Raw genomic sequence first — 21,021 nt, forward strand, 5'->3', positions numbered from 1 at the left:
ATATGAATGCCAAACAACGCAAGCTCGTGTATCGTATCCTGCCGTATGCCATCCTTGCCGGAATCGGGATATGCTTCCTGCTGCCGCTGCTGTGGGTACTCGTAGCATCCGTCGATCCGAATGCGATGCAATCGCTGAAGATGCCGAGCCGCATCACCGGGGCGAACTACGCGGAGGTCATCACAAGCAGCGAGAATCAGCGGGCGTTCCTGATCGGCCTTATCATGTCGCTTGGCCAAGCCGTACTGGTTGTTCTGCTTGCGCTGCTCGCCGCTTATCCTTTATCCAGGTATCAGATGAAATATAAGAAGCCTTTCATGCTGACGATTCTGTTCATGACCTCGCTTCCGATAACAGCCGTTATGGTGCCGGTTTACCAGCTGTTCCTGGGGCTGAAGCTGTATGACAATATCTTCGGCGTCATCCTGTTCTATGTGGCGTCGTCCATGCCTTACGGCATCTGGATGATGAAAAATTTCATGGATTCCGTGCCGAATGATCTCGAAGAAGCTGCCTGGGTGGACGGGGCTTCGGTGTTTACCGGCATCCGCAAGGTCGTTGCGCCGCTGATGGTCCCGGGCATCTGCACGGTCGCGATCTTTACCTTCTCCGGCAGCTGGGGCAATTTTTTCGTGCCGTATATCCTGCTCCAGTCTCCGGAAAAATTTCCGGCATCCCTCAAGCTGTACCAGTTCTTCGGACAATACGGCATGGTCGAATACGGCAGTCTTGCTGCATTTTCGGTGCTGTATGCCATCCCGGCGATCATCCTGTACATTTTGTCGCAGCAGTTTATGTCGAAGGGCTTCGGGCTCCAAGGCGGAACGAAGGGGTAAGCGACACTCAAAAAGGCACCTCCTTGCAGCCGTTCGGCTTCAAGCGGGGTGCCTTTCCCATTTGTGCTTCGAAGTGCGTGTCAGTACAGCTGGTAAACTCTGGCTTCATAGGGGCGAAGCTCGATCTGGTCTTGCAGCTCGTCCGGCACGGGCTCGTAATTGGAAATCAGCAGCTCACGCTTTAGGCCTCGCAGGTGCTCAGGCCACTCCATCCGGGGCTTTTCGTCAAAAAAATTAAGGATCACGAGAATGGTATCCTGCTCCCATGTACGGGTATACACATACAAATCGGGATCCAGGGGAAGGAGCAGCTTATATTCTCCGTACACTAGCGCTTTATGCTGTTTACGAAGGGCGATCAGCTGCCGGTAGTAATGGTAGATGGATTTCGGATCTTTCATTGCTAATTCCACATTCACTTCCGTATAATTCGGGTTCACCTTGATCCATGGTTCTCCGGTCGTAAATCCAGCCTGAGGGCCGCCATTCCATTGCATGGGAGTACGGGCATTATCCCGGCTCTTTGCGCGAATGGCCGCCATGATCCGGTCATTCGGCTTGCCTTGAAGCTGGGATTGCCCGTAATAATTCAGGGTTTCGACGTCCCGATAATCGCTGATGGTCTCAAAGGCTGCATTGGTCATCCCGATTTCCTCGCCCTGGTAAATATAAGGGGTCCCTTCCAAGGTAAGCATGAAGGTTGCTAGCATCTTGGCGGATTCGACGCGGAACTGCTGATCATTGCCGAATCGGGATACCGGTCTTGGCTGGTCGTGATTGCCCAAGTAGTTTGCATTCCAGCCCTGGTTATGAAGGGTGGTTTGCCAGCGGCTCATAACTTTTTTAAGTTCAAGCAGGGTCCAGGACCGGGCTTCCCATCTCCCGGTTCCCGTCGAGACGGAATCCAGTGTCATATGTTCAAATTGAAACACCATATCCAGCTCGTGCCGTTGATCCCCAACGTATTGCAGCGCCTGTTCCGGGCCAAGACCCGAGGTCTCCCCGACCGTCATAATGTCGTAATTCATCAGCACTTCCTCGTTCAGCCTTCTCAGCAAATCATGGACTTTTTCCAAATTCGAAAAAAGCTGATAGGCCCTCACGACCGGCAGATGCTGCGGATTATCGGCATTAGGCAATCCCTTGGCTTTCACGATATGAGCGATGGCGTCAAAGCGGAAGCCGTCAACTCCCTTTTCCAGCCACCACCGGATCATGTCGTACAATTCGTTGACCAATTCTTCGTTTGCCCAGTTGAGATCCGGCTGATGCTTGGAATACAGATGCATATAATACTCGCCGGTCTTCTCATCGAACTCCCACACCGAGCCGCTGAAATAGGACTCCCAGTTGTTGGGGAACAGCCCGTTCACGCCCTTGCGCCAGATATAATAATTCCGTTTGGAATTATCGATTGAGGACCTCGACTCTATGAACCAGGGGTGCTTGTCAGAGGTATGGTTCAACACGAGATCCATCATGATTTTCAAACCTCTTGCATGTGCTTCCCTTAAGAGCTCGTCGAAATCCTCCATCGTCCCGAACGCCGGATTGATCGCATAATAATTGCTGATATCATAGCCGTTATCCATTCCGGGAGATTCGTAGATCGGGCAGATCCATAGGACATCGATGCCGAGATCCTTTAAATAATCGAGCTTGGAAATAATTCCGCGAAGATCGCCTTTCCCATCCCCGTTGCTATCTTTGAAACTGACGGGATAGATCTCGTAGACGACCGCCTCCTTCCACCAGGCTTCCAGCATTCGCCATTCCTCCTGTCCGTCTAGTAAGTGGTCGAACCGAATAACTCAGCCTTGTCCCCCTTGAAAAGCGGGGTATTTGGTCATGCCGCCGTCCGCAAACAGGGTAATGCCCGTGACATAACTGGATTCAGAAGACGCCAGCCATGCAGCTGCGGCGGCAATTTCCTCCGGCTTGCCGATATACCCAAGCGGAATCAGGGCTTCAACACTCGCCTTGGCTGCAGGATCGGAAAATTTGGCAGCATTGATCGGGGTGTCGATTGCCCCGGGTCCAAGGTTATTGACCCGGATTCCCTTCGGCGCGAATTCCAGCGCCAGCGTTTCGGTCATCATCTTGATCCCGCCCTTGCTAGCGGCATAATGGAGAAAATGAGGCCATGGAATCCTCTCGTGTACGCTCGAAACGTTGATAATCCGTCCCTTGATCCGGTGTTCGAGCATGTAATCGATTGCCTCACGGCAGCCTAGAAAGGCCCCGGTTAAATTCACGTCAAGCACTTTTCTCCAGTTATCCAGTGTCAAATCCTCGGAAGGCACCTCGTTTTCGATGCCCGCGTTATTCACCATGACCTCCAAGGAGCCGAAATGATGATGAGCGGCGGCTACCAGCTTCTTCACATCCTCCTCCTTGGTTACGTCGCCATGCACGCCAATGGCTTTTCCGCCGAAGGATTCAATCTTCCGTACGATGGAGTGCACTTCATCCTCGCTGCTGAGGTAATTGATGACTACGTTCATTTTTTCTTGACCGAATCTCAGAGCGATTGCGCGCCCGATGCCGGACGAAGCGCCGGTAATAACGGCCGTGTTTCCCACCAGATCTTTGTACACCATGCATACCTCCTATCGACCGTGTAATGGAATACAATAATATAATTAACCGGATTTCTTCCTTTTCAATATGGACGAGTGGGATCGAACCGCCGATAGATGATGACAGTCCTGAAGCATGATGTCTGTATACGTTTTCTTTTTTGGAAGTATTTGTTATACTTCATTGCAAGTGATTAGCGTGTTTTGTGCGTGGACGCCGGATTCGTTAATTTGGGGAAGTTCGAGAAAAGGGATCTGCGGAGCAGAAGGGTAGAAGGGGAGAGGGGCAGAAAGCTAGAAGGGTTAAGAGCAGAGGAGCAGAAGAGCTGAAGAGTGTAGGCTCTAACAAAGGAGGAATATGTGCTATGGCAGTCAAACGAATTATGGCTAATATTGAAACGGGACGAATTGCGGAAGCTAAACGTTTCTATCAGGACGTGCTCGGTCTGGAACTGCTGATGGATCACGGCTGGTTTGCTACCTACGGGTCGGCGGAAACGATGCAGGTACAGATCAGCTTTGCCGAAGAGGGAGGATCCGGCACGCCCGTACCCGACCTTTCCATCGAAGTCGACGATGTCGAGGCGGTGTTGGCCGATATGAAAAACGCCGGCTTCCCTGTCGAATACGGCCCAGTGGATGAGCCTTGGGGCGTTCGCCGATTTTTCGTACGCGATCCGTTCGGCAAGCTCGTCAATATTCTGATGCATTGAATCCATATGAGGCGACATCCATCCCGGCATGCATCGGACCACGCTTGAGTCCAGAAAGAGCGTACGCAATGATTCAAACAGCGCCGCCATGTTCCCGTTTGGCCTGCCGGCAGCGCGTAGTCTGTGATATACTGTTTATATAATAAACAATTTAATGGCTTATCGGGACTAACAGCCTTCGGAAAGGACGCATAGGTTATGTCAAAAGATAAAACGACAGAGCAGGATATCGGAGCAATGCTCCCCGGCGGCGCTGCGCTTAGCTGGGGATTGGTCAAGCCCCCTCAGCGCGGGCCGAAGAGGGAGCTGAGCATCCGGCAGATCGTTGACGCTGCAATCGAAATAGCCGATCGGGACGGGTTGTCCGCCGTTTCGATGAACCGGGTGGCATCGTCTTTAGGGTACACCGCCATGTCGCTGTACCGCTACATTCCCAGCAAGGACGACCTTCTGCTGCTCATGCAGGATGCGGTCTGCGAGGTTCCGCTTCCGGATGAGGATGCTCCGGACTGGCGGGACAACATGCGCCTATTCGTCAAATTAAGCATGCAGGTATTCCGGGACCATCCCTGGTTCGGCGACATTCCAATCTCCGGCGTGCCGATAACCCCGAACAATCTCCGGGTCATCGATTGGGGATTGCGCTTCATGAGGGATTTTCCGCTGAATGACTATGAAAAAATCTCCTTCATTCTGCTGCTTAGCAACTATGCGAGATCCAGCGGCCTCATCCAACGGGACATGGATCTTGCGCTCAAATCAGGGTCCACCGCGGAGCGGTTCAGCGGGACGGATTATACCTTGGCGCTGAAGGCGCTCGTGAAGCCCGAGCAGTTCCCGTTCCTGTACCCCGTCATCATGTCCGGCGTCTACACGGAAGAGAACCCGGGAGAGAATCCGATCGGGAACGACATTGATTTCGGGCTGGAGCGCATTTTGGACGGAATCGAGCACTATCTGGAAATGAAGAAGAAGGAGCAGGGGAAGGAGAAGGAGGAGGCTAACGGGTAGCGAGGTTCCGGAAATTATAAGTTTAAGAGATCGTGACAATAGGAAAGAAAAAATGCAAAAGCGATCCGATCGGATCGCTTTTTTTGTCCCTGATGGGAGAAGTCATGGACGATTTGAAATTGAGACTTAAGGAATACGCCAACTCCCGGGTGGCATTAGGGATGATGATGTTGCTGCTTGTGACAGCCAACGCGAGATGTTCCCTTAGGAGAGGTCAAGCGTTTGCCCATATTACCGGCGGCCCGCTCTTCTGCGGAATGACCACATGCCCCATAGCAATGAGACGAGCAAAATGAGCAAGCACCACCCGATTGCCCATCCGATAAACTCGCGTATCGAAGCTCCCATCAGCAATCCGCGAAGGGACTCGATCACCGGCGTAATGGGCTGGTTGCTTGCAATCCACTGCAGCCATTCCGGCATCGTATCCGTCTTGACGAAGGCGCTGGAAAGGTAAGGCAGAAAGAGCAGGGCGAACCCGTAGCTCCCCGCTGCGGCAGGGCTGCCGGCGACCATGCCGATCGCCGCAAACAGCCAGGTGAAGGCGAGGATGAACAAGGCGATAAGGGCTACCGCGAATACCCAATCGAGTATGCCGGCAGTAGGCTTGAAGCCGACGAGCAAGGCAACCGCGAGCACAACGCCGGTTGCCAGCAGATTGCGGGCCAGACTAGCGACGACGTGTCCGGTAATGACACTAACGCTGCGAATCGGCATCGTCCGGAACCGGTCGATAATGCCGTTCGTCATATCTTGCGCGACGTCGACGGCCACCGAGGAGGAGCCGAAGCCCGCGCATAACAGAATAATTCCGGGCACGACGTAGTTTACGTAATCGCCGCTGGAATCGATCGCTCCGCCGAATACGTACGTGAACAGCAGCATCAAGAGCACCGGCAGCAGAATCGCCATCAGCATCGCATCCGCATTGCGGAGGCTGTGGCGGAGGCTGCGTCCGATAAAGACGCTTTGGGTAACGGCAAGCGATGTTTTCTTTGCGGTGTGAACAGGTTTGACAATCATACGATCTCCTCCATTTTCTTTTCAGTCAGCGCGATGAATACTTCATCCATGTTCGGCCTGTGGATGCCGACCCGCGTTTCCGTCGGAAGCTGGCGCATAAGCTCCTGAAGCGTGTTTGCAACATCCCCTATAGATCCGCTCGTGGGAATGCGATGAATGACCTCATCCTCCGCGTTCCGCAGCTCCAGTACCTCGCCCCCGACCCGGGATTTTAGCTCCTCCGGACTTCCTTCCGCCACGATATGCCCCCCATCAAGCACCGCAATCCGGTCGGCAAGCTGATCCGCTTCCTCCAGATATTGCGTAGTGAGGACAATCGTGATGCCTTGGCTTTTCAGCTGCAAAATCATATCCCACAGCGCGCGTCGGCTTCGGGTATCAAGCCCGGTCGTCGGTTCATCCAGGAACAGAACGGGTTTTGGCACGACGAGACTGATCGCCAGATCCAGGCGCCTTTTCATGCCGCCGGAAAAGGTGCCTGCGCGCTTGGATCGTGCCGATGCCAGATCAAAGTAAGCCAGCAGCTCCGTGCTTCGAATGCGGGCCTCTGCTCCCGTGAGTCCGGACAGCCTGCATATCATCCGAAGATTTTCTTCGGCGGTCAACACTTCGTCCACGGCGGCGAATTGACCGGTAAGACTGATCGATTGCTGTACCTTCTGGCGCTCCCGGCTCACATCGTACCCGTTAATTAGCAAGGTCCCCGCATCAGGAGTGACCAAGGTTGACATGATGTTGACCAAGGTGGTTTTACCGGCCCCATTGGGACCGAGCAGGGCCAACACACTGCCCTCCGGCACTTTCAGATCGATTCCGTCCAGCACCTGCTGGCTGCCGAACCGTTTGTACAGTCCTTGAATTTCCACGGCATATTTCCGCATGATCGACGCTCCTTTATTAATTGTGTATATAATAAACAGTTTATTTCTTAATCAGTATATTATATAAACAGTTTTATTTCAATATGATTTTTTTCGTTGGCGAGAGGTCCTATAGAGACAGGTATAAAGGAGGGGGCGATGAAGCCTCTTGATGAGATCATGCCGGTAATCCTGAGTTTCATTTTGGACGGAGGTTATTATTCTGTTCGTTCGAATTGAAGGCCCTGTATCAAGAAAATAACCAGCTTTGTTGCAAGGGCGATTAAAGGGGAGAGGAGCTGATAAAGGCAAGAAGCCTCCGCAAGGATGCAATGTACACATCCAGCGGAGGCTCAATCATGCTTGCCTGCAGTATGTTGTTATGACGGGTCTGCCCCGTCCTCAAGCTCAAGCTCGATGACGGTATTGCGTTTGTCCGGGAGCGGGAAGGTGAAGTGCTCCGGACGGGCAAAGCTGACGAATGCATCCTCGGTGAATTCGGCTGCACTCCACGGGCGGCCGAGCAGCAGCTCGTAGCCGTCAGCCAGAAGCCGGGCTTTCTTGACCTTGCCCGCCAAGCCGACGAGATTGATGGGCCCGATCGGCTCCTCGAAGACGTGGGCATACAGCTTGTTGCCTTTTTGGGTATACCGTCCCCATTCCGGCTTCGGAAATTCGGCGGCTGCGCATCCGTAAATGCTGTCGCTGTTGCGGCTCATCCAATCGCCGATTTCCGCGAGCACATCAAGGCTTTCCTTCGGAATGACGCCTTTGGCGTCCGGCCCGACATTAAGCAGCATGTTGCCGTTTTTGCTGACGCATTCCACCAGCTTGCGGATGATCGTGGTCGCCGATTTGTAGTTGCGGTCAGCGGCCGCATATCCCCAGTTATTGTTCAGCGTAATGCATGCCTCCCAAGGAATGGGTGCGCCCGTTACATCGACAACGCCATGCGGAGGGATGATCTGCTCGGGGGAAGCGAAGTCCCCGCTGTATATGGACGGCTCGGTCGTATAGATGCTTCCGCCGCTCTCGCCGCTGCCCTCCAGCCGATTATCGATCAGGATATGCGGCTGAAGCCCGCGGATCATCTTCATGAGCTCGGTAGCACGCCATACTTCGCCGCGCATATTGTCATATGAGAAGTCGAACCACATAATATCCAGTTTGCCGTAATCGGTCAGCAGCTCGCGGATCTGCCCGTGCATGTAGTCCAAATAGCGGTCAAAGTTGTTCGGATCCCGCTTAAAGGCTTCGTTTCCTCTCATCGGATGAATCCGGTCTCCGAAGGCGGGATAGTCCTCATGATACCAATCGATCAGCGAATAATAGAGCCCGACCTTAAGCCCTTCTTCCCGGAAAGCTTCCAGGAACTCTCTCACGAGATCCCGGCCGGCTTTGGTATTGGTTGCTTTATATTCGGTCAGCTTGCTGTCGAACAAGCAGAAGCCGTCATGGTGCTTGGCGGTCAGCACCGCATACTTCATGCCGGCTTTTTTGGCCGCCTTGGCCCATTCGCGAGGATTATAATCGACGGGGTCGAATTCATCAAAATAGGTCTGATACTGCTCGATGCTCATCTGTTCCGTGCTCCGGAGCCATTCGCCTCTAGCCGGGATCGAATAGAGTCCCCAATGGATAAACATGCCGAAGCGGTCGTTCTGGAACCAACGTACGCGTTCATTTCGTTCGAGGATGACTTGATTTTGCGAAGCGGTAGTTGTCGTCATAGGATCAACCTTTCGGTACTAGGATTTGTCGGGTTTGATTTTAACAAGAATATGTTAGTATGAATAGATAATTACTTAACTCTGACGGGTATTATAATAACTTTGAAGGAACATGGAAGATGAAGAGTGAACGAAGCGAGCAAGAAGCGATTCAGCAGATGCTCTTAAACATGCAGGTTCAAATTTTGGAAGCGAAGAAGACGCAATGCTGGCCGGAGTGGAGAGAGCTGGATTACACCGTGTCCTATAATAAGCTCTATTTCATCCTGGAAGGGGAGGGCTGGGTGAAAATCGGAGAGGAGGAGCTGTATCCGAAGCCCGGCCAATTGATTCTGATGCCGGCCCGGACGAAGCAATCCTATTCCACCATCAGCGACCGGCCGTTTCTGAAATACTGGTGCCATTTCTCGGCCGCCGTAGGCGATGCGGATGTGTTCTCATGGCTGGATGTTCCTAGGTGCTACGATCTGGAACAGCCGCTGGAGATGTCGCATTTGTTTCAAGAGCTGGTGGATGCCCATCATACCGAAACCGTTGCCGCCCGCTTGAAGGAGAAATCGGTTATGCTGGACATCCTCTCCAGGGTGTTCTCCGATCAGGAGCCGCAGATTCATTCGCACCGGACCGGGGACATGGAACGTCTTAATAAGGTGCAGCAGTATGTTAAAGATCATCTGCACGAGGAGATCACGCTGGAACAGATGGCGGGAACCTTGCACTTGCATCCGAATTACTTTATTAAATACTTCAAGCGCCATTTCGGGATCACGCCTCAAAAATATCTAAGCGTCAAACGGATGGAGCGCGCTAAGCTGCTGCTGCGGACAACAAGCCTCAGCATCAAGGAAATCGCCGATGCGACCGGCTTCGAGTCGGCGAATTATTTCTCGAAAACATTCCGTAAAGAGGTGGGCTACAGCCCTTCGGAATATCGAAACAATATCTGAGCGTCCATGGCAGCGGCGACGAACGGCTGCCGGGCAGGCAATACAAACTAGGCCAATCGGAACGTACTCCGATTGACCTTGTTTTTTTGCGTCACGTTCATCTGATCAGGGGATGCCTACAGCCCTTTGCCGCCCAGCGGTTTTAGCTTCAGGGGCTCCGCGCCGGCGATCAGCTTGCGGCCGCGTTGCAGCAGCTCCGATGTGTCCGCTCCCTGAAGGGAAGCGGCATGTGCCTCGGCGCTGCTCCATAATTCCGTGACCCATACCGCATTCGGATCGCTGTCCGAAACATTGACGATGTACAGCTCGCAGTCCGCATTATCGCTCAGCATGTCCGCAGCCTCAAGCAAAATGCCTGCCAGCTCGTCGCGCTTGCCCGGATGGGCAATTAATTTTCCGTACATGGCGAATTTTTCCATGGGTATCACTCCTCGTATGTCTTCATTTCAGTCAACAATGCCTCGTAATGCCGGGCCATGCCGCCCGCAACCTCCCACAGCCGCATGATCAGAGATCTCGGCTCGAGAACGGTCAGGGCTTTGCCATAAGGGAGCAGGAAGTAGGGGACATACGACATCAGGGAATCGGCGGCCAGCCGGAAATGAGCTTCTTCAGGCAGGCGCTTGACCAGGGTGTGCCCGAACAGCCAGTGCTGGCACAATTCGTTCAGCGTAAACTCATGGCCCCGGATGATGACGTATTCCAAGTTCTCCGCATTGCCGGTATCCGGAATCAAACCGCCGAGCAGTACATCCTTGGCCGAGAAGTTATCCGGCCGCTCAAAACGATGATCGGTCAGCTCCAGCCCGGACATGCGATCGACGCGGAAGCTTCGTACCTCCTGGCGTAATCGGCAAAAACCGGCGGCATACCAATGGCCCTTCCAATGGACGATGCTGTACGGGTCGAATTCCCGGACAGATGCGTCTTGCCCCCTTCCCTTGGAGTACGTCATCTTCAGCGTGATGCCATGTGCCGACGCATTCTCCAGCGTTCGGAGCAGCGACCGGATCTCTTGGCTGACAGGGGGCTGAAGGACAGTGATGCCCCCGCCGTGCAGCTCGATCTGATGAAGCTGCTCCTCGTTCGTATAGCGCTTCAGCTTATGGATGGCCCGCTCCAGGGCTTCCGTAAACGGATAACCCGCTTCTCTTGCGAAAATGGAGGCATGCACGAGCGCTTTCTGCTCGTCCGCATCGAACATGAGCGGGGATTCAGCAAAGGCTCCGAGCAGCCGGTAGCCCCCGTTCGGCCCCGAATCCGCAATGATCGGCGCCCCGCTGGCGCATAGGGAATCGATGCAGCGATAGACCGTGCGGATATGAATTTCCAGCTCATCAGCGATTTGTTGAGCCGTTATTTTTCTGCCCGATCGAAGCATCCACAGGATGGACAGCATATTATCGGCTTTAGCCATCGGTGAACAGCCCCTTTCGCGAATCATGCCGGAAGCCAGTAGAGGCTCTTTTTGGTTTCCGATCCATTAAGGGGAATGCCGTTCAAGCAGCACAGCTCCGAATTCATGCCCTTAGTGGCCTTTTCATCGGGTACAACATCCTGAACGGCGCTCCCGCTTGTATCGATTGTATCGTCTTTAGACGAGCGGGTCCATGCCCTTGTCGATCCAGGTATCATAGGTCGGACCGTAAAGCTCAGGTATCCGGATGCCTGCCTGCCGCATAAGCACGGTCATCTGTCCGCGGTGATGGGCTTGATGGACGATGAGGAATTGCAATGACTCTCCGTTTCTCCATGCCTCTCCAGCGATATCATGCGACACGTATAGATCCTGCTCCGTCCACTGAGACTTCACGGCATCCAAAAAGGCACGGCTTACCCCGCGGTAGCTTTCCAGAATGACGCTCGCGGAATCGGGAATTTGCTGCTCCCGCGACGGGCCTTCAAAACTCAAACCGAGCATGCTCATATACTGAATCGACATGACCAGATGCCAGGCGAGCTGCCCTACGGAACGGTGCTGTTCCGTGATGGACTGCTTCAGCGATTCATCGGTCAAAGCGTTCATTACCCGCTCGGTGATTTGAACCTCTTTGGTCCATAGTTCGCAAAAATCCTCGATATTCAACATTCAACCAACCTCGCTTTTTTAGTGGGTTATCCATAGGGCAAGTATATTCCCGAATCCCTGACAGTTACGGTCAGTGATTCTTTGTTTGCACAGGCAATTCGGCAAACTGGAAGAATTTCACCGGGAGGATGCGTGCTATAATAACTGTAAAAAAGCGGGAGGGACTCGAAATTATGTCATCAGCAGATATTCAATTTACCGGAGGCAACAATATTGCACTGAAAATTCCGAAATTCAAATACGAGGAAACCGTAAGGTTTTACCGGGACGTTTTGAAGCTTCCGTATTTGGGGTTCAAGGACGAATCCCACGCGTTTAGCCTGGGCCCGAACACGCTCTGGCTCGATTGCAAGGACTCCTATCCTCAGAACGATGTGTGGCTGGAAGTGCAAGCGAATGATCCGGAACTTGCGAAGGACTACTTGCGGGAGCAGGGCGTTGATCGGCGGGACGAAGTGGAAATTTACGAAAATTCGAAGGGGTTCTGGATCTCGGATCCGTGCGGGACGATCCTTCGGGTTAATCCGAAGCCATAGGATCGTAGCGTAGAGAGCGGGGGATTCCGAAAAAAACAATAAAAAGCCAAGCGGTCCCGCGACCTTCCGAAAAGGCCGGGGAAACTTGGCTGTAACATTTGACATTGGATAGCAGGCTTATGGTCAAGGCTTCAGGACCACTTTGGTGCAGTCGTCCTCATGCTCATAGAAAATCCGGTAGGCTTCGCTGGCTTTCTCAAGCGGAAAGCGGTGGGAGATAATCTCGGTCGGATCGATCTCCCCGGCCGTGATTTTCTTGAACAGCTCCGGCATATAGTGTATGACGGGCGCTTGCCCCATCGTGAGCGTGATGTTTCGTTCGAAAATATGACCCAGCGGGAACATATTGTATAAAGATCCGTACACGCCGGTAAGCTGTATGGTCCCGAATTTCCGGACCGCTTCGATGGCGATGTCGATGGCGCTCAGCGTGCCGCCCTGGAGCTTCAGCTTTTGGCCGATGGCCTCCATCGCCGTTTTTTTGCCGTCCATACCGACGCAATCAATGACGATATCGGTACCGCCTTTCGTGATTTCGCGAATATACAAGCCCATATCATCGTAGTCCTCGAAATTATAGACTTCAGCCTGGTTCATTCGCTTGGCCTTATCCAGACGGTAGGGCACTCGGTCGATGGCAATGACCCGCTTCGCTCCCTTCATCCAGGCGAACTTCTGGACCATCAGTCCGACAGGCCCGCAGCCCAGCACCGTTACCGTATCACCCGGTTTGACGCCGGCATTTTCAACGCTCCAGTAAGCGGTGGGCAGCACATCGGAGAGGAGGAGCAGCGCTTCATCCTCAAGCTCGCACGATTCCGGAATGACCAGAGGCATGAAATTCCCGTAAGGCACCCGTAAATATTCGGCTTGGCCGCCGGGATAATTCCCGTAGCGCGCGGTGAAGCCGAGGTATCCGCCGGAATGGACATCCGGATTGCCGTTGGACCTGTCGCATTGACTCTCCATATCGTGATTGCAGTAATAGCAGTGTCCGCATGATACGTTGAACGGAATCACGACCCGGTCCCCTTTTTTGACGCGGGTTACGTTGGAGCCGACTTCCTCCACGATCCCCATGGGCTCATGCCCGATGACATAATCCTTCGCCGCCGGCATACCCCCTAGATAAATATGAAGATCCGAGCCGCAAATCGCCGTCGATGTAATTCGAACGATGATATCGTCCTCGGTTTGGATGGATGGAGCCTCCACCTGCTTCACTTGAATGTCCTTGGCTCCCTGAAACGTAACTGCTCTCATCAAGAATCCCTCCTTAATCAAGATGCACTCGGAAATCTAATACCCGATATGTACATATAGAAACGAACTGCCAAGTCGGCAGGAGATTATTTTGAATCTGCCTCTGGCCATTATCATGCCCCTGCATGATTGTTCCATACGTGCATATCATGGGGCGGCCTGCACGTTTTGGCTAAAACGTACTGCTTTCGTATACGATACGATCGGCATGGGCACCTCATCGGTTTGTAAAAAAGCGGGAAAAAACAAAAACACGGATGCCCCGGTGGGACAATCCGTGCTCTTTATGCGTTCGTTCAGATGTGTGACTGTGTATAGGATGCTGGCAAAGGCTGGCAAGCATTGCGCATAATTAAACCAGCTTCATATACTCCACGATCGTCAGCAAGCCTTTATCGAAATTTTCCAAATTAAAATGTTCGTTCGGCGCATGCAGATTCTCATCCGGCAAGCCAAAGCCCATCATCACGGCAGGGGCGTTCAGCGTGCTGGACAGCTTCTCGACGATCGGAATCGATCCTCCGTCTTTCGTGAACAGCGCGCGTGTGCCGTACACGTTCTCGAAGGCGTCTGCGGCTTTCTGCAGCATCGGATGGGTCGGATCGATGTTGAAGGCGAATGCCTTTTCCTTCGGCTTGAAGGTAATCTTGGCGCCGACCGGGGTGTGGGCATGCAGATGCTTCTCGATCGCGTCGAGAACAGCCTGCGGATCCTGGTTGGCCACCAGACGGCAGGTGATTTTCGCATGAGCTTCCCTCGGAATGACCGTCTTGCTGCCTTCGCCCTGGAATCCGCCGTATACCCCGTTCAGCTCAAGCGTTGGGCGCGCGCCGACGCGTTCCACGAAGGAGAAGCCTTCTTCGCCGTAGAGGGAATCCAGCCCGAGATCCTTCTTCAGCTTCTCTTCGTCAAACTCCTGCTTGGCGAATTCCTCGCGCATTTCAGGGGAAAGCTCAAGCACGCCGTCGTAAAAGCCGTCAACCGCGACGCGGCCTTGCTCGTCATGAAGCGATGCCAGCAAGGACACCATCGCATGCAGGGCGTTCGGCACGCCGCCGCCGTATGTACCGGAATGAAGATCGGTGTTGGCTGTTTCAAGAGACAGCTCGAGGGAGCATAATCCGCGAAGGCCGGTCGAGATCGCAGGCTTGCCCGGAGCAAGCAGGGAAGTGTCCGAGATCAGAATCGCATCGGCAGCCAGCTTGTCCTTGTTGTTATCGAGATACAGCGGCAGGTTCGGGCTGGATACCTCCTCCTCCCCTTCGATACAGAACTTAATATTGACAGGCAGCTCCTTCTCCTGCTTTAAAATGGCTTCGACCGCCTTAACATGCAGAAACAACTGGCCCTTGTCGTCGGTAGCTCCGCGTGCGTACAGCTTGCCGTTCCGTATCGCAGGCTCAAACGGCGGCGTCTCCCACAGGTGAAGCGGATCAACGGGCTGGACGTCGTAATGGCCGTAAATCAGCAGGGTCGGCTTTCCTTCCGCGTGGAGATAATCGGCGGTAATGATCGGGTGTCCGTCCGTCTGGTGAATTTCAACATGCTCGAGTCCCGCCTCGGTCAGCTTGCCTGCAAGCCATTCCGCAGCTTTAGCAACATCGCCTTTATGCTCGGACAGGGCCGAGATGCTCGGGATCGACAGCCATTCTTTCAGTTCGTTAAGATGAGTCTCCCGGTGTTCAGCGAAATACGCTTTATAATCAACGCTCATGATGGTTCCTCCTTCGATTTACATTGGCATTCGAAAGATGCCGTATCTTCTTATTCTAACCGTTTTTCGGCGAATGCGAAATATGAGGCGGAAGAAGGATGCCATTGGCTGGGACAGAAGCAAAGGATACGCCCGCATTTCCGCGGCGTATCCCGTCTTGTGAAGCCCTGATTAGAATTCCTCGGCAAAAATATCCCAGCCGTTTCCGATGACCTGACGACGGGGGAGCTGCTCCTGCGGCTGCCGCCCGGAGGAGTGTTGAAACTGATGCTGGAAATGGCGCTCTTGCTGCTCGAGCAGCTGCTCCTGCTGCTGTTGAAACATATCGTAATAATCGCGTTTAAAATGCTGCTGAATCATTTCGCCCTGAACCTGCCCTTGGTTCGGGCAGTCTTTCGGCGGGCCGATCACGACCGTATCCTTAATTGGCGCAAGGGTTTCTTTCACTTTCGCCTCATTCAGGCAGTACGTGTGCGCGAAGACGCTGGCCGGTGTCAGCCGCAGAAGATCGGACCCGCCGATGAACTCCGGAACCGGAGCGTCAAAGATGGCCAATAAATGCGTATCGTCAGCCGTAGCGATTTCGTAATGCCACCAGCCTTGAGGCACGAGGGCGACCTGACCCGGCGTAATCGGAAAATTCAACAGCTCCTTCGTAAACGGGTTGATTATGGAGACCGTTGCCGCGCCCGTGACGGCATACACTAATTCGGATGCGTTCTGGTGGATGTGCGGCTCCACGACATTGCCCCTGCTGAGATAGATATCCAGCAGCGAGGCATTGCCAAGCGTATTCAATTGATTGATGGATAGGGAATTGATAAAGTTCTGGCTATCCTTCGTGAAAAATCGGTTTTGGTTGACGTCGTAAGTAAACCGTACAGACGGCGAAGTGAAATCCATATAAGACACTGCCATAGCTGCTTCCGCCCTTCTTTTTTCGGAGTAGGCATGAACCTATAAAATACGGTATGACGGTGGACAGAAGGGCGTGAGCCCATTTTTTACGAGGCTGCAGGCTAAATGGCGGATTGCTTTGAGATAAAGCCATAAATATGACGGAGCGGCTCGTGTCTTTTTCAAACCGAAAGACGGCTCTCGCTTTCATGAACCACAGCTTTCGCTTTCATAAATCACTGCGAGCCGTCTCCTAACGCGCCTGTTAATCAGGCGGCTGGCGATTCGGACAGCGGCTTTCTTCTCCCGGCGGAAAAGCTGACCAGCCCTGCTGCCAGGCCAAGCGCAAGCACAAGCGCCCCGAGCCATGGGTGGTATTGGAGCGTGGAGGATGCGTTGACCATGAAGCCGCCGGCGCCTGCGCCAGCCGCAAGACCAAGGTGAATGATAGACGTGTTCAAGCTCAAGATCAGGTTCGGAGAGCCCGGGGCCTGCTGGATGAAATAGCTCTGTACGGCCGGACCCGCAGCAAACATCGAGATGACCATCATGCCGATGAAGGGAAGGCCGATCAGAGGGGAGTGCAAGAGCGGGAGAATGGCGAATACCCCGATGTGGATCATCATGCTGGCGATGATGACTTTGGAAGCGCCGAACCGGTCCACGCCATATCCTCCAAGCTTTGCGCCGACGGCGCCCAAAACGCCAAACACGAGCATGACGATGCTGATTCCTGCTGGAGGAATCCGGAAGATATCCTGCAGAAATGCCGCAATGAAGGTAAATAACACCGAATTGCCGGATTCCCGGAATAGCGTAAGGAGCAGGGCGCTGACAATGACGACGCTGCCGAGGACCTTGAACTGCTGATGAAACGGTACCGGCTCATCTCCTTCCACATTAGGCAGGAGACGCGCGAGAAGGAAAACAATCAGCAGGCTGAGCAGGGCCAGCAGCAGGAAGATGGCCTGCCAGCTTAACGCATTTGCGATCATTATGCCGATCGGAACCCCAAGCACCATGGCGCTGCTGAAGCCGAGAACGATCGTTCCGATGGCACGGCCGAGATGCTCAGGAGGCGTCAGCTTAGCGGCCGCTCCCATGGCCGACACCAGATATACGCCCGAGCTCACGCCCAGCAGGACCCGGGATCCCATTAGCAGCCATATGTCATGGCTGGCAAAGGAAACGAGGCTTCCGGCGATATATACCAGGAGCGAGCCAAGCAGCACCTTTTTTCGGTCCATGCGTGCGGTAAGGGACACCAGGATCGGTGTTCCGATGGCAAAAGAAAGCGAATAGGCCGTAATCAATTGGCCGGCGAGCGCAAGCGAAATATGCAGATCCTCCGATATGGGGTATAAGATGCCGGAGACAACCAGCTCGGAGGTAGCGGTTAAAAACACCCCGAGCGTAACCAAATACATTGTGAGTCGGTTCATTCGAATCCATCCCTTCAGCTTTGTGGAATATCCGAGTTTACCGGATCATGGCTAGCACATGCCGATTCGGATGTTTAACATACGCGAGATCTCTTTGTGTTTGTATTATAAGTAAGCCCCATATATTATGTAAGAAGGCAAATAAAATAGATATTATCCAACTTGTTTGATTAACTAACGATTAGTAAGTTTGAGAGGAGGAATGAAGCAGTGAGCATGTTAAGGAATGAGGTTCAGGGAACAGAAAGCCATGCTGAGCAAGAGCAAATTCATCAGCCTCAAAATAACCATGGGGCTGGTGAAAACTCGGACCTGTACGATTTCAAGCACATCTGCACGGTTCTACAAATACTCGGCGCAAAATGGGCCTTTCTCGTCATCGCGCAGCTGGCGCAGGGACCTAAACGGTTCAACCAGCTTCATCGGGACGTCGCGGTCGTGAAGACGCAGTCCCTCACCAACGTGCTGCGGCATCTGGAGCTTTCCGGGATCGTCTCCCGGACGGTAATTCCGACCGTGCCGGTGTCGGTGGAGTACGCCCTGACGGCAAAAGGCATGGATTTCTTGGATTCATTGACGGCAATGGAGCGCTGGGCCAAGAAATGGGGAGCCGAGCCGCTTCGGCAGACCCAAACCTAACCGGCAGGCAGCCGGAAACAAGCTCAATTCACGGGATGTCACCCCAGGAATTGAGTTTTCTTTTTTATGAAAATTTCGTATTCTTATATATAACTTTTTCAAGTATGTGAGAACACTGGAGGTGAAATGACGGATTGGGAAAGCCGAAAGCCAACCTGCTGACCAAACTGCTGATTTCCTATTTTCTTGTGCTGTTGTTTCCGATTGCCATGATTTTGTTCTATTACTACCCATATTCCGCCGATGTCGTAAAGGAGAAGGAGCTGGACTGGAATGCGCATATTACCGAGCAGTTCATGACCTCAATGGATACGTTCACGCGGTATGTGTATAACCTGCCGTACGAGCTTGTCCAGAACCGCGAATTCAGGATGTACAAGGCGGAGGAGAGCGACTATCAGCGCGTGCTCATTGCTAATGAAATGAAAAAATACAACGCAACCGATGCCTTTATCTACAACACGCTGCTGTATGTGAAGAACATCGGTTATTTGTTTTCCAAGACTGGAAGCGCATACAGCGTGCAGGATTTGGCGATACCTGGCGTGGGATTCTATTATGAGGACTGGCCGCATGAGGAGATGGTGGACACGCTGAACACATTAAACCAGCCCATCGTGCGCCCGGTGGAGAACGTCATTATTCCCGGCCATAACCGGCTGAGGCTGCTAACCTTTCTTCAGCCGCTCCCGGTCGGCGGCTCCAATTCCCCGGGCGCCGTCCTTATTATGGTCCGGGAGGACACGATCCTTCGGATGATGCGGTCGGTGTCCGAAATTTATACCGGGGATTTTTTTATTTTTGACAATGAAGGACGTCCTCTTGTCGCTTCAAACAAGAAGATCTACGAGGCGTCCGATGATATGTCGGCGCTCGTAAAGGGCATGGGAGCAGACCCGGGGGCCACATCCGGAATTGAGCGGATTAACGGGATTTCGTATCTCGTCTCGACGTCGGTATCGGATAAGAACGGGTGGAAATATGTGAGCCTGATTCCGGTGTCGGAATCGCTGCAGGGCCTTCGGACCATCCAATGGAACACGGCCCTTCTCGTCGGGCTTGTTTTGCTGCTTGAGGTTATCGTGGTCTACATATCCATCCGCAAAAATTATCATCCGATCAAGCGCCTTGTCGATGTGGCGGTCAGCTTGTTCGAGCCGCAGCAGCGAAGGCCCATGAACGAGATCGATACGATCCGCTATACGCTAAACGAGCTGTCCGCCGCCAACAGCAGACTTGACGAGAGGGTGAAGGGAACGTTGCCGATTATGCGGGACAATATTCTGTTCGGGCTCGTCGTCGGGCAATACGGGACATGGGAGGCGTTCGCTCAGGAGGCGGACAAGGTCGGAGTCGCGTTTGACGGTTCCCAGCCAGGCAGCGAAACCAAGCCTCAGGGCTCCCCATTTCACGATCCTCCATCTCCGATCGACCCGGCCCAAGAAGCACCACCTGCTGCTGTGCCGGTCGACCCAGCCCAAGAAGCATCATCGCCTGCTGCTTCGGTTCTTGAGACGATGCAGGGGGGCGATCCGGCTCTGCCTGGCGGTACCGTTCTTACGGTGGCCGTGCTGGCGTGCGAATCCGAAGAAGAGTTCAATACTGCGGCGGATTTCTGCAGGCAATCCGAGGATCGCTGGCCTGACGGCGTGAACGGATATTTTTGCAGAAGCGTGTATCATCATGAAATCGTCCTGATTTGCGCTCATCCACCGAGCTTTCCGCTTCAAGCTTTTTTGACGCAGCTTCAGGAGGAGCTCGTCGGCGCAGAGGGGACCCGGGTGATGATCGGTATTGGCAGGCCGGGAGATTACCGCTGCCCGAGGGCGGCGCAAACGTCATATTTGCAGGCGCTCCGGACGGTGGAGCATGTGCGGGTTCGCGAAACAGCGCCGGTGCTGACCTTTGACGAGATCGGAGCAACGCATTCCGGCGCCGTCTCTTACGTAGCCGAGATGCTGCAGTCGCTGGAGCTCTCCATCCTGAAGAACGAGCCCGAGATGGTGGCCGGCTTGACCGAACGGCTGATCGGGTATATCCGCAGTGACGGCATGCCGCCGCATATGATCCGAAGCGTGTATTTAAACACGGTGACCGTCATCATCAACGGCCTGCAGCGCTTCCGCCGCGAAGATCAAACCCTGCTGCGGCTGACAGACGCAGCCTTCAAGCCGCGTTATACCATGGAGCAAATGATCGGAATTATTCGCGAGAGCAGCTTGAAGCTGTGCGAATTCATCCGGGACACGGTCCCTGCCGCACGTACGGCGACACGGGAAGAGATCCTGGCGGTCATCGATGAAAAAGGGTTGGATCCGAGCTGCTCCCTGCAGCTGATGGCTGACCACTTCGGCATGTCCGTATCGAATTTCAGCCACCATTTCAAGAAAACGATGGGACAAAATTTCAAGGAATACATCGAGCGGCTTCGCATTCAAACATCGATTCAGCTGCTGCGGGAGACCGACGAAACGCTGGAGTCCATCGCTCAGAAGTCGGGATACACCAATACCTCGAGCTTTATCCGGGCCTTTAAGAAAATCATGGGCACCACGCCGGGGCAATACCGGAATACTCACAAAGATGCATGAGGACCGATGGCGTGAGCGTGTCCGCCCTAAGGACGCTAGGCACGCGATTCTCTCCCGGCGCGCGCTGAAATAATGGCTGCTGCACGTTCATATTCGCTCGGACGACGCGGCATGCAGCTGACAATTTTTGAATATCTACAAATTTTGAATG

The 21,021-nt window shown here is 53.6% G+C and carries 19 protein-coding genes; 7 read left to right on the forward strand and 12 right to left on the reverse strand.

Annotated features, from left to right (window positions below):
* The first annotated feature begins 2 nt into the window (after nt 1-2).
* Entirely contained in the window at nt 3-836 is an 834-nt protein-coding gene (locus MKX76_RS00480) for a carbohydrate ABC transporter permease (protein ID WP_007127574.1), read from the forward strand.
* An 80-nt stretch (nt 837-916) separates the two neighbouring features.
* Here the strand turns inward: MKX76_RS00480 and MKX76_RS00485 are convergent, their stop codons facing one another.
* Nucleotides 917-2,602: a glycoside hydrolase family 13 protein gene (locus MKX76_RS00485; protein WP_341032676.1), complete on the reverse strand. Its 1,686-nt coding sequence runs from the start codon at nt 2,600-2,602 to the stop codon at nt 917-919.
* Between the two features lie 45 nt (nt 2,603-2,647).
* The gene (locus MKX76_RS00490; RefSeq protein WP_040737978.1) at nt 2,648-3,433 is read right to left on the reverse strand and encodes a glucose-1-dehydrogenase; all 786 of its coding nucleotides are present in this window, start codon (nt 3,431-3,433) and stop codon (nt 2,648-2,650) included.
* 347 nt (nt 3,434-3,780) lie between these two features.
* Here MKX76_RS00490 and MKX76_RS00495 point away from each other — a divergent pair, with 347 nt between their 5' ends.
* Nucleotides 3,781-4,128 (forward strand): VOC family protein, encoded by a 348-nt coding sequence (locus MKX76_RS00495; protein ID WP_007127577.1) that lies wholly within the window; start codon nt 3,781-3,783, stop codon nt 4,126-4,128.
* 198 nt (nt 4,129-4,326) lie between these two features.
* Entirely contained in the window at nt 4,327-5,139 is an 813-nt protein-coding gene (locus MKX76_RS00500) for a TetR/AcrR family transcriptional regulator (RefSeq protein ID WP_007127578.1), read from the forward strand.
* A gap of 231 nt (nt 5,140-5,370) precedes the next feature.
* Here MKX76_RS00500 and MKX76_RS00505 read toward each other — a convergent pair whose 3' ends face one another.
* The 3 genes from MKX76_RS00505 to MKX76_RS00515 all read right to left on the reverse strand — a co-directional run bounded on the left by MKX76_RS00505 (nt 5,371) and on the right by MKX76_RS00515 (nt 8,752).
* The gene (locus MKX76_RS00505) at nt 5,371-6,162 is read right to left on the reverse strand and encodes an ABC transporter permease (RefSeq protein WP_007127579.1); all 792 of its coding nucleotides are present in this window, start codon (nt 6,160-6,162) and stop codon (nt 5,371-5,373) included.
* A complete protein-coding gene (locus MKX76_RS00510; RefSeq protein ID WP_007127580.1) occupies nt 6,159-7,043 on the reverse strand; it encodes an ATP-binding cassette domain-containing protein in 885 nt (294 codons plus the stop codon). The genes MKX76_RS00505 and MKX76_RS00510 overlap by 4 nt, the downstream gene beginning before the upstream one ends.
* A 359-nt stretch (nt 7,044-7,402) precedes the next feature.
* Nucleotides 7,403-8,752 carry an alpha-L-fucosidase gene (locus MKX76_RS00515; RefSeq protein WP_007127581.1) on the reverse strand — a complete coding sequence of 450 codons (1,350 nt, stop codon included), beginning with the start codon at nt 8,750-8,752 and terminating at the stop codon, nt 7,403-7,405.
* Between the two features lie 119 nt (nt 8,753-8,871).
* Here MKX76_RS00515 and MKX76_RS00520 point away from each other — a divergent pair, with 119 nt between their 5' ends.
* On the forward strand, nt 8,872-9,699 hold the full coding sequence (locus MKX76_RS00520; RefSeq protein WP_007127582.1) for an AraC family transcriptional regulator: 828 nt from the start codon (nt 8,872-8,874) through the stop codon (nt 9,697-9,699).
* Nucleotides 9,700-9,815: 116 nt separating this feature from the next.
* Here MKX76_RS00520 and MKX76_RS00525 read toward each other — a convergent pair whose 3' ends face one another.
* From MKX76_RS00525 to MKX76_RS00535, 3 genes are all read right to left on the reverse strand, one after another.
* Nucleotides 9,816-10,118: a putative quinol monooxygenase gene (locus MKX76_RS00525; RefSeq protein WP_007127583.1), complete on the reverse strand. Its 303-nt coding sequence runs from the start codon at nt 10,116-10,118 to the stop codon at nt 9,816-9,818.
* Nucleotides 10,119-10,123: 5 nt separating this feature from the next.
* Entirely contained in the window at nt 10,124-11,116 is a 993-nt protein-coding gene (locus tag MKX76_RS00530) for a helix-turn-helix transcriptional regulator (RefSeq protein ID WP_007127584.1), read from the reverse strand.
* A 177-nt stretch (nt 11,117-11,293) separates the two neighbouring features.
* Nucleotides 11,294-11,788 carry a DinB family protein gene (locus MKX76_RS00535; RefSeq protein WP_007127585.1) on the reverse strand — a complete coding sequence of 165 codons (495 nt, stop codon included), beginning with the start codon at nt 11,786-11,788 and terminating at the stop codon, nt 11,294-11,296.
* 173 nt (nt 11,789-11,961) lie between these two features.
* Here MKX76_RS00535 and MKX76_RS00540 point away from each other — a divergent pair, with 173 nt between their 5' ends.
* On the forward strand, nt 11,962-12,324 hold the full coding sequence (locus MKX76_RS00540; RefSeq protein WP_007127586.1) for a hypothetical protein: 363 nt from the start codon (nt 11,962-11,964) through the stop codon (nt 12,322-12,324).
* A 123-nt stretch (nt 12,325-12,447) separates the two neighbouring features.
* Here MKX76_RS00540 and MKX76_RS00545 read toward each other — a convergent pair whose 3' ends face one another.
* From MKX76_RS00545 to MKX76_RS00560, 4 genes are all read right to left on the reverse strand, one after another.
* Complete coding sequence (locus MKX76_RS00545) at nt 12,448-13,587, reverse strand: zinc-dependent alcohol dehydrogenase (RefSeq protein ID WP_007127587.1); 1,140 nt, start codon at nt 13,585-13,587, stop codon at nt 12,448-12,450.
* 352 nt (nt 13,588-13,939) lie between these two features.
* The gene (locus MKX76_RS00550; RefSeq protein WP_007127589.1) at nt 13,940-15,301 is read right to left on the reverse strand and encodes a dipeptidase; all 1,362 of its coding nucleotides are present in this window, start codon (nt 15,299-15,301) and stop codon (nt 13,940-13,942) included.
* A gap of 171 nt (nt 15,302-15,472) precedes the next feature.
* Nucleotides 15,473-16,219, reverse strand: coding sequence for a cupin domain-containing protein (locus MKX76_RS00555; protein ID WP_007127590.1), 747 nt, complete (start codon nt 16,217-16,219; stop codon nt 15,473-15,475).
* A 248-nt stretch (nt 16,220-16,467) separates the two neighbouring features.
* Complete coding sequence (locus MKX76_RS00560; RefSeq protein WP_007127591.1) at nt 16,468-17,640, reverse strand: MFS transporter; 1,173 nt, start codon at nt 17,638-17,640, stop codon at nt 16,468-16,470.
* A 210-nt stretch (nt 17,641-17,850) separates the two neighbouring features.
* Between MKX76_RS00560 and MKX76_RS00565 the strand changes: the two genes are divergently transcribed.
* On the forward strand, nt 17,851-18,279 hold the full coding sequence (locus MKX76_RS00565; RefSeq protein ID WP_007127592.1) for a winged helix-turn-helix transcriptional regulator: 429 nt from the start codon (nt 17,851-17,853) through the stop codon (nt 18,277-18,279).
* Between the two features lie 134 nt (nt 18,280-18,413).
* On the forward strand, nt 18,414-20,870 hold the full coding sequence (locus MKX76_RS00570) for an AraC family transcriptional regulator (RefSeq protein WP_007127593.1): 2,457 nt from the start codon (nt 18,414-18,416) through the stop codon (nt 20,868-20,870).
* The last annotated feature ends 151 nt before the right edge of the window (nt 20,871-21,021 follow it).

The sequence above is a fragment of the Paenibacillus sp. FSL R5-0810 genome (genome assembly GCF_038002285.1).
Lineage (GTDB): Bacteria > Bacillota > Bacilli > Paenibacillales > Paenibacillaceae > Paenibacillus_AQ > Paenibacillus_AQ lactis.

Excerpts from the sequence above, each read along its gene's own strand:
- MKX76_RS00480 (WP_007127574.1), top strand. The coding sequence starts at position 3 with ATGAATGCCAAACAACGCAAGCTCGTGTATCGTATCCTGCCGTATGCC.
- MKX76_RS00485 (WP_341032676.1), bottom strand. The coding sequence starts at position 2,602 with ATGCTGGAAGCCTGGTGGAAGGAGGCGGTCGTCTACGAGATCTATCCC.
- MKX76_RS00495 (WP_007127577.1), top strand. The coding sequence starts at position 3,781 with ATGGCAGTCAAACGAATTATGGCTAATATTGAAACGGGACGAATTGCG.
- MKX76_RS00500 (WP_007127578.1), top strand. The coding sequence starts at position 4,327 with ATGTCAAAAGATAAAACGACAGAGCAGGATATCGGAGCAATGCTCCCC.
- MKX76_RS00505 (WP_007127579.1), bottom strand. The coding sequence starts at position 6,162 with ATGATTGTCAAACCTGTTCACACCGCAAAGAAAACATCGCTTGCCGTT.
- MKX76_RS00510 (WP_007127580.1), bottom strand. The coding sequence starts at position 7,043 with ATGCGGAAATATGCCGTGGAAATTCAAGGACTGTACAAACGGTTCGGC.
- MKX76_RS00515 (WP_007127581.1), bottom strand. The coding sequence starts at position 8,752 with ATGACGACAACTACCGCTTCGCAAAATCAAGTCATCCTCGAACGAAAT.
- MKX76_RS00520 (WP_007127582.1), top strand. The coding sequence starts at position 8,872 with ATGAAGAGTGAACGAAGCGAGCAAGAAGCGATTCAGCAGATGCTCTTA.
- MKX76_RS00525 (WP_007127583.1), bottom strand. The coding sequence starts at position 10,118 with ATGGAAAAATTCGCCATGTACGGAAAATTAATTGCCCATCCGGGCAAG.
- MKX76_RS00530 (WP_007127584.1), bottom strand. The coding sequence starts at position 11,116 with ATGGCTAAAGCCGATAATATGCTGTCCATCCTGTGGATGCTTCGATCG.
- MKX76_RS00535 (WP_007127585.1), bottom strand. The coding sequence starts at position 11,788 with ATGTTGAATATCGAGGATTTTTGCGAACTATGGACCAAAGAGGTTCAA.
- MKX76_RS00540 (WP_007127586.1), top strand. The coding sequence starts at position 11,962 with ATGTCATCAGCAGATATTCAATTTACCGGAGGCAACAATATTGCACTG.
- MKX76_RS00545 (WP_007127587.1), bottom strand. The coding sequence starts at position 13,587 with ATGAGAGCAGTTACGTTTCAGGGAGCCAAGGACATTCAAGTGAAGCAG.
- MKX76_RS00550 (WP_007127589.1), bottom strand. The coding sequence starts at position 15,301 with ATGAGCGTTGATTATAAAGCGTATTTCGCTGAACACCGGGAGACTCAT.
- MKX76_RS00555 (WP_007127590.1), bottom strand. The coding sequence starts at position 16,219 with ATGGCAGTGTCTTATATGGATTTCACTTCGCCGTCTGTACGGTTTACT.
- MKX76_RS00560 (WP_007127591.1), bottom strand. The coding sequence starts at position 17,640 with ATGAACCGACTCACAATGTATTTGGTTACGCTCGGGGTGTTTTTAACC.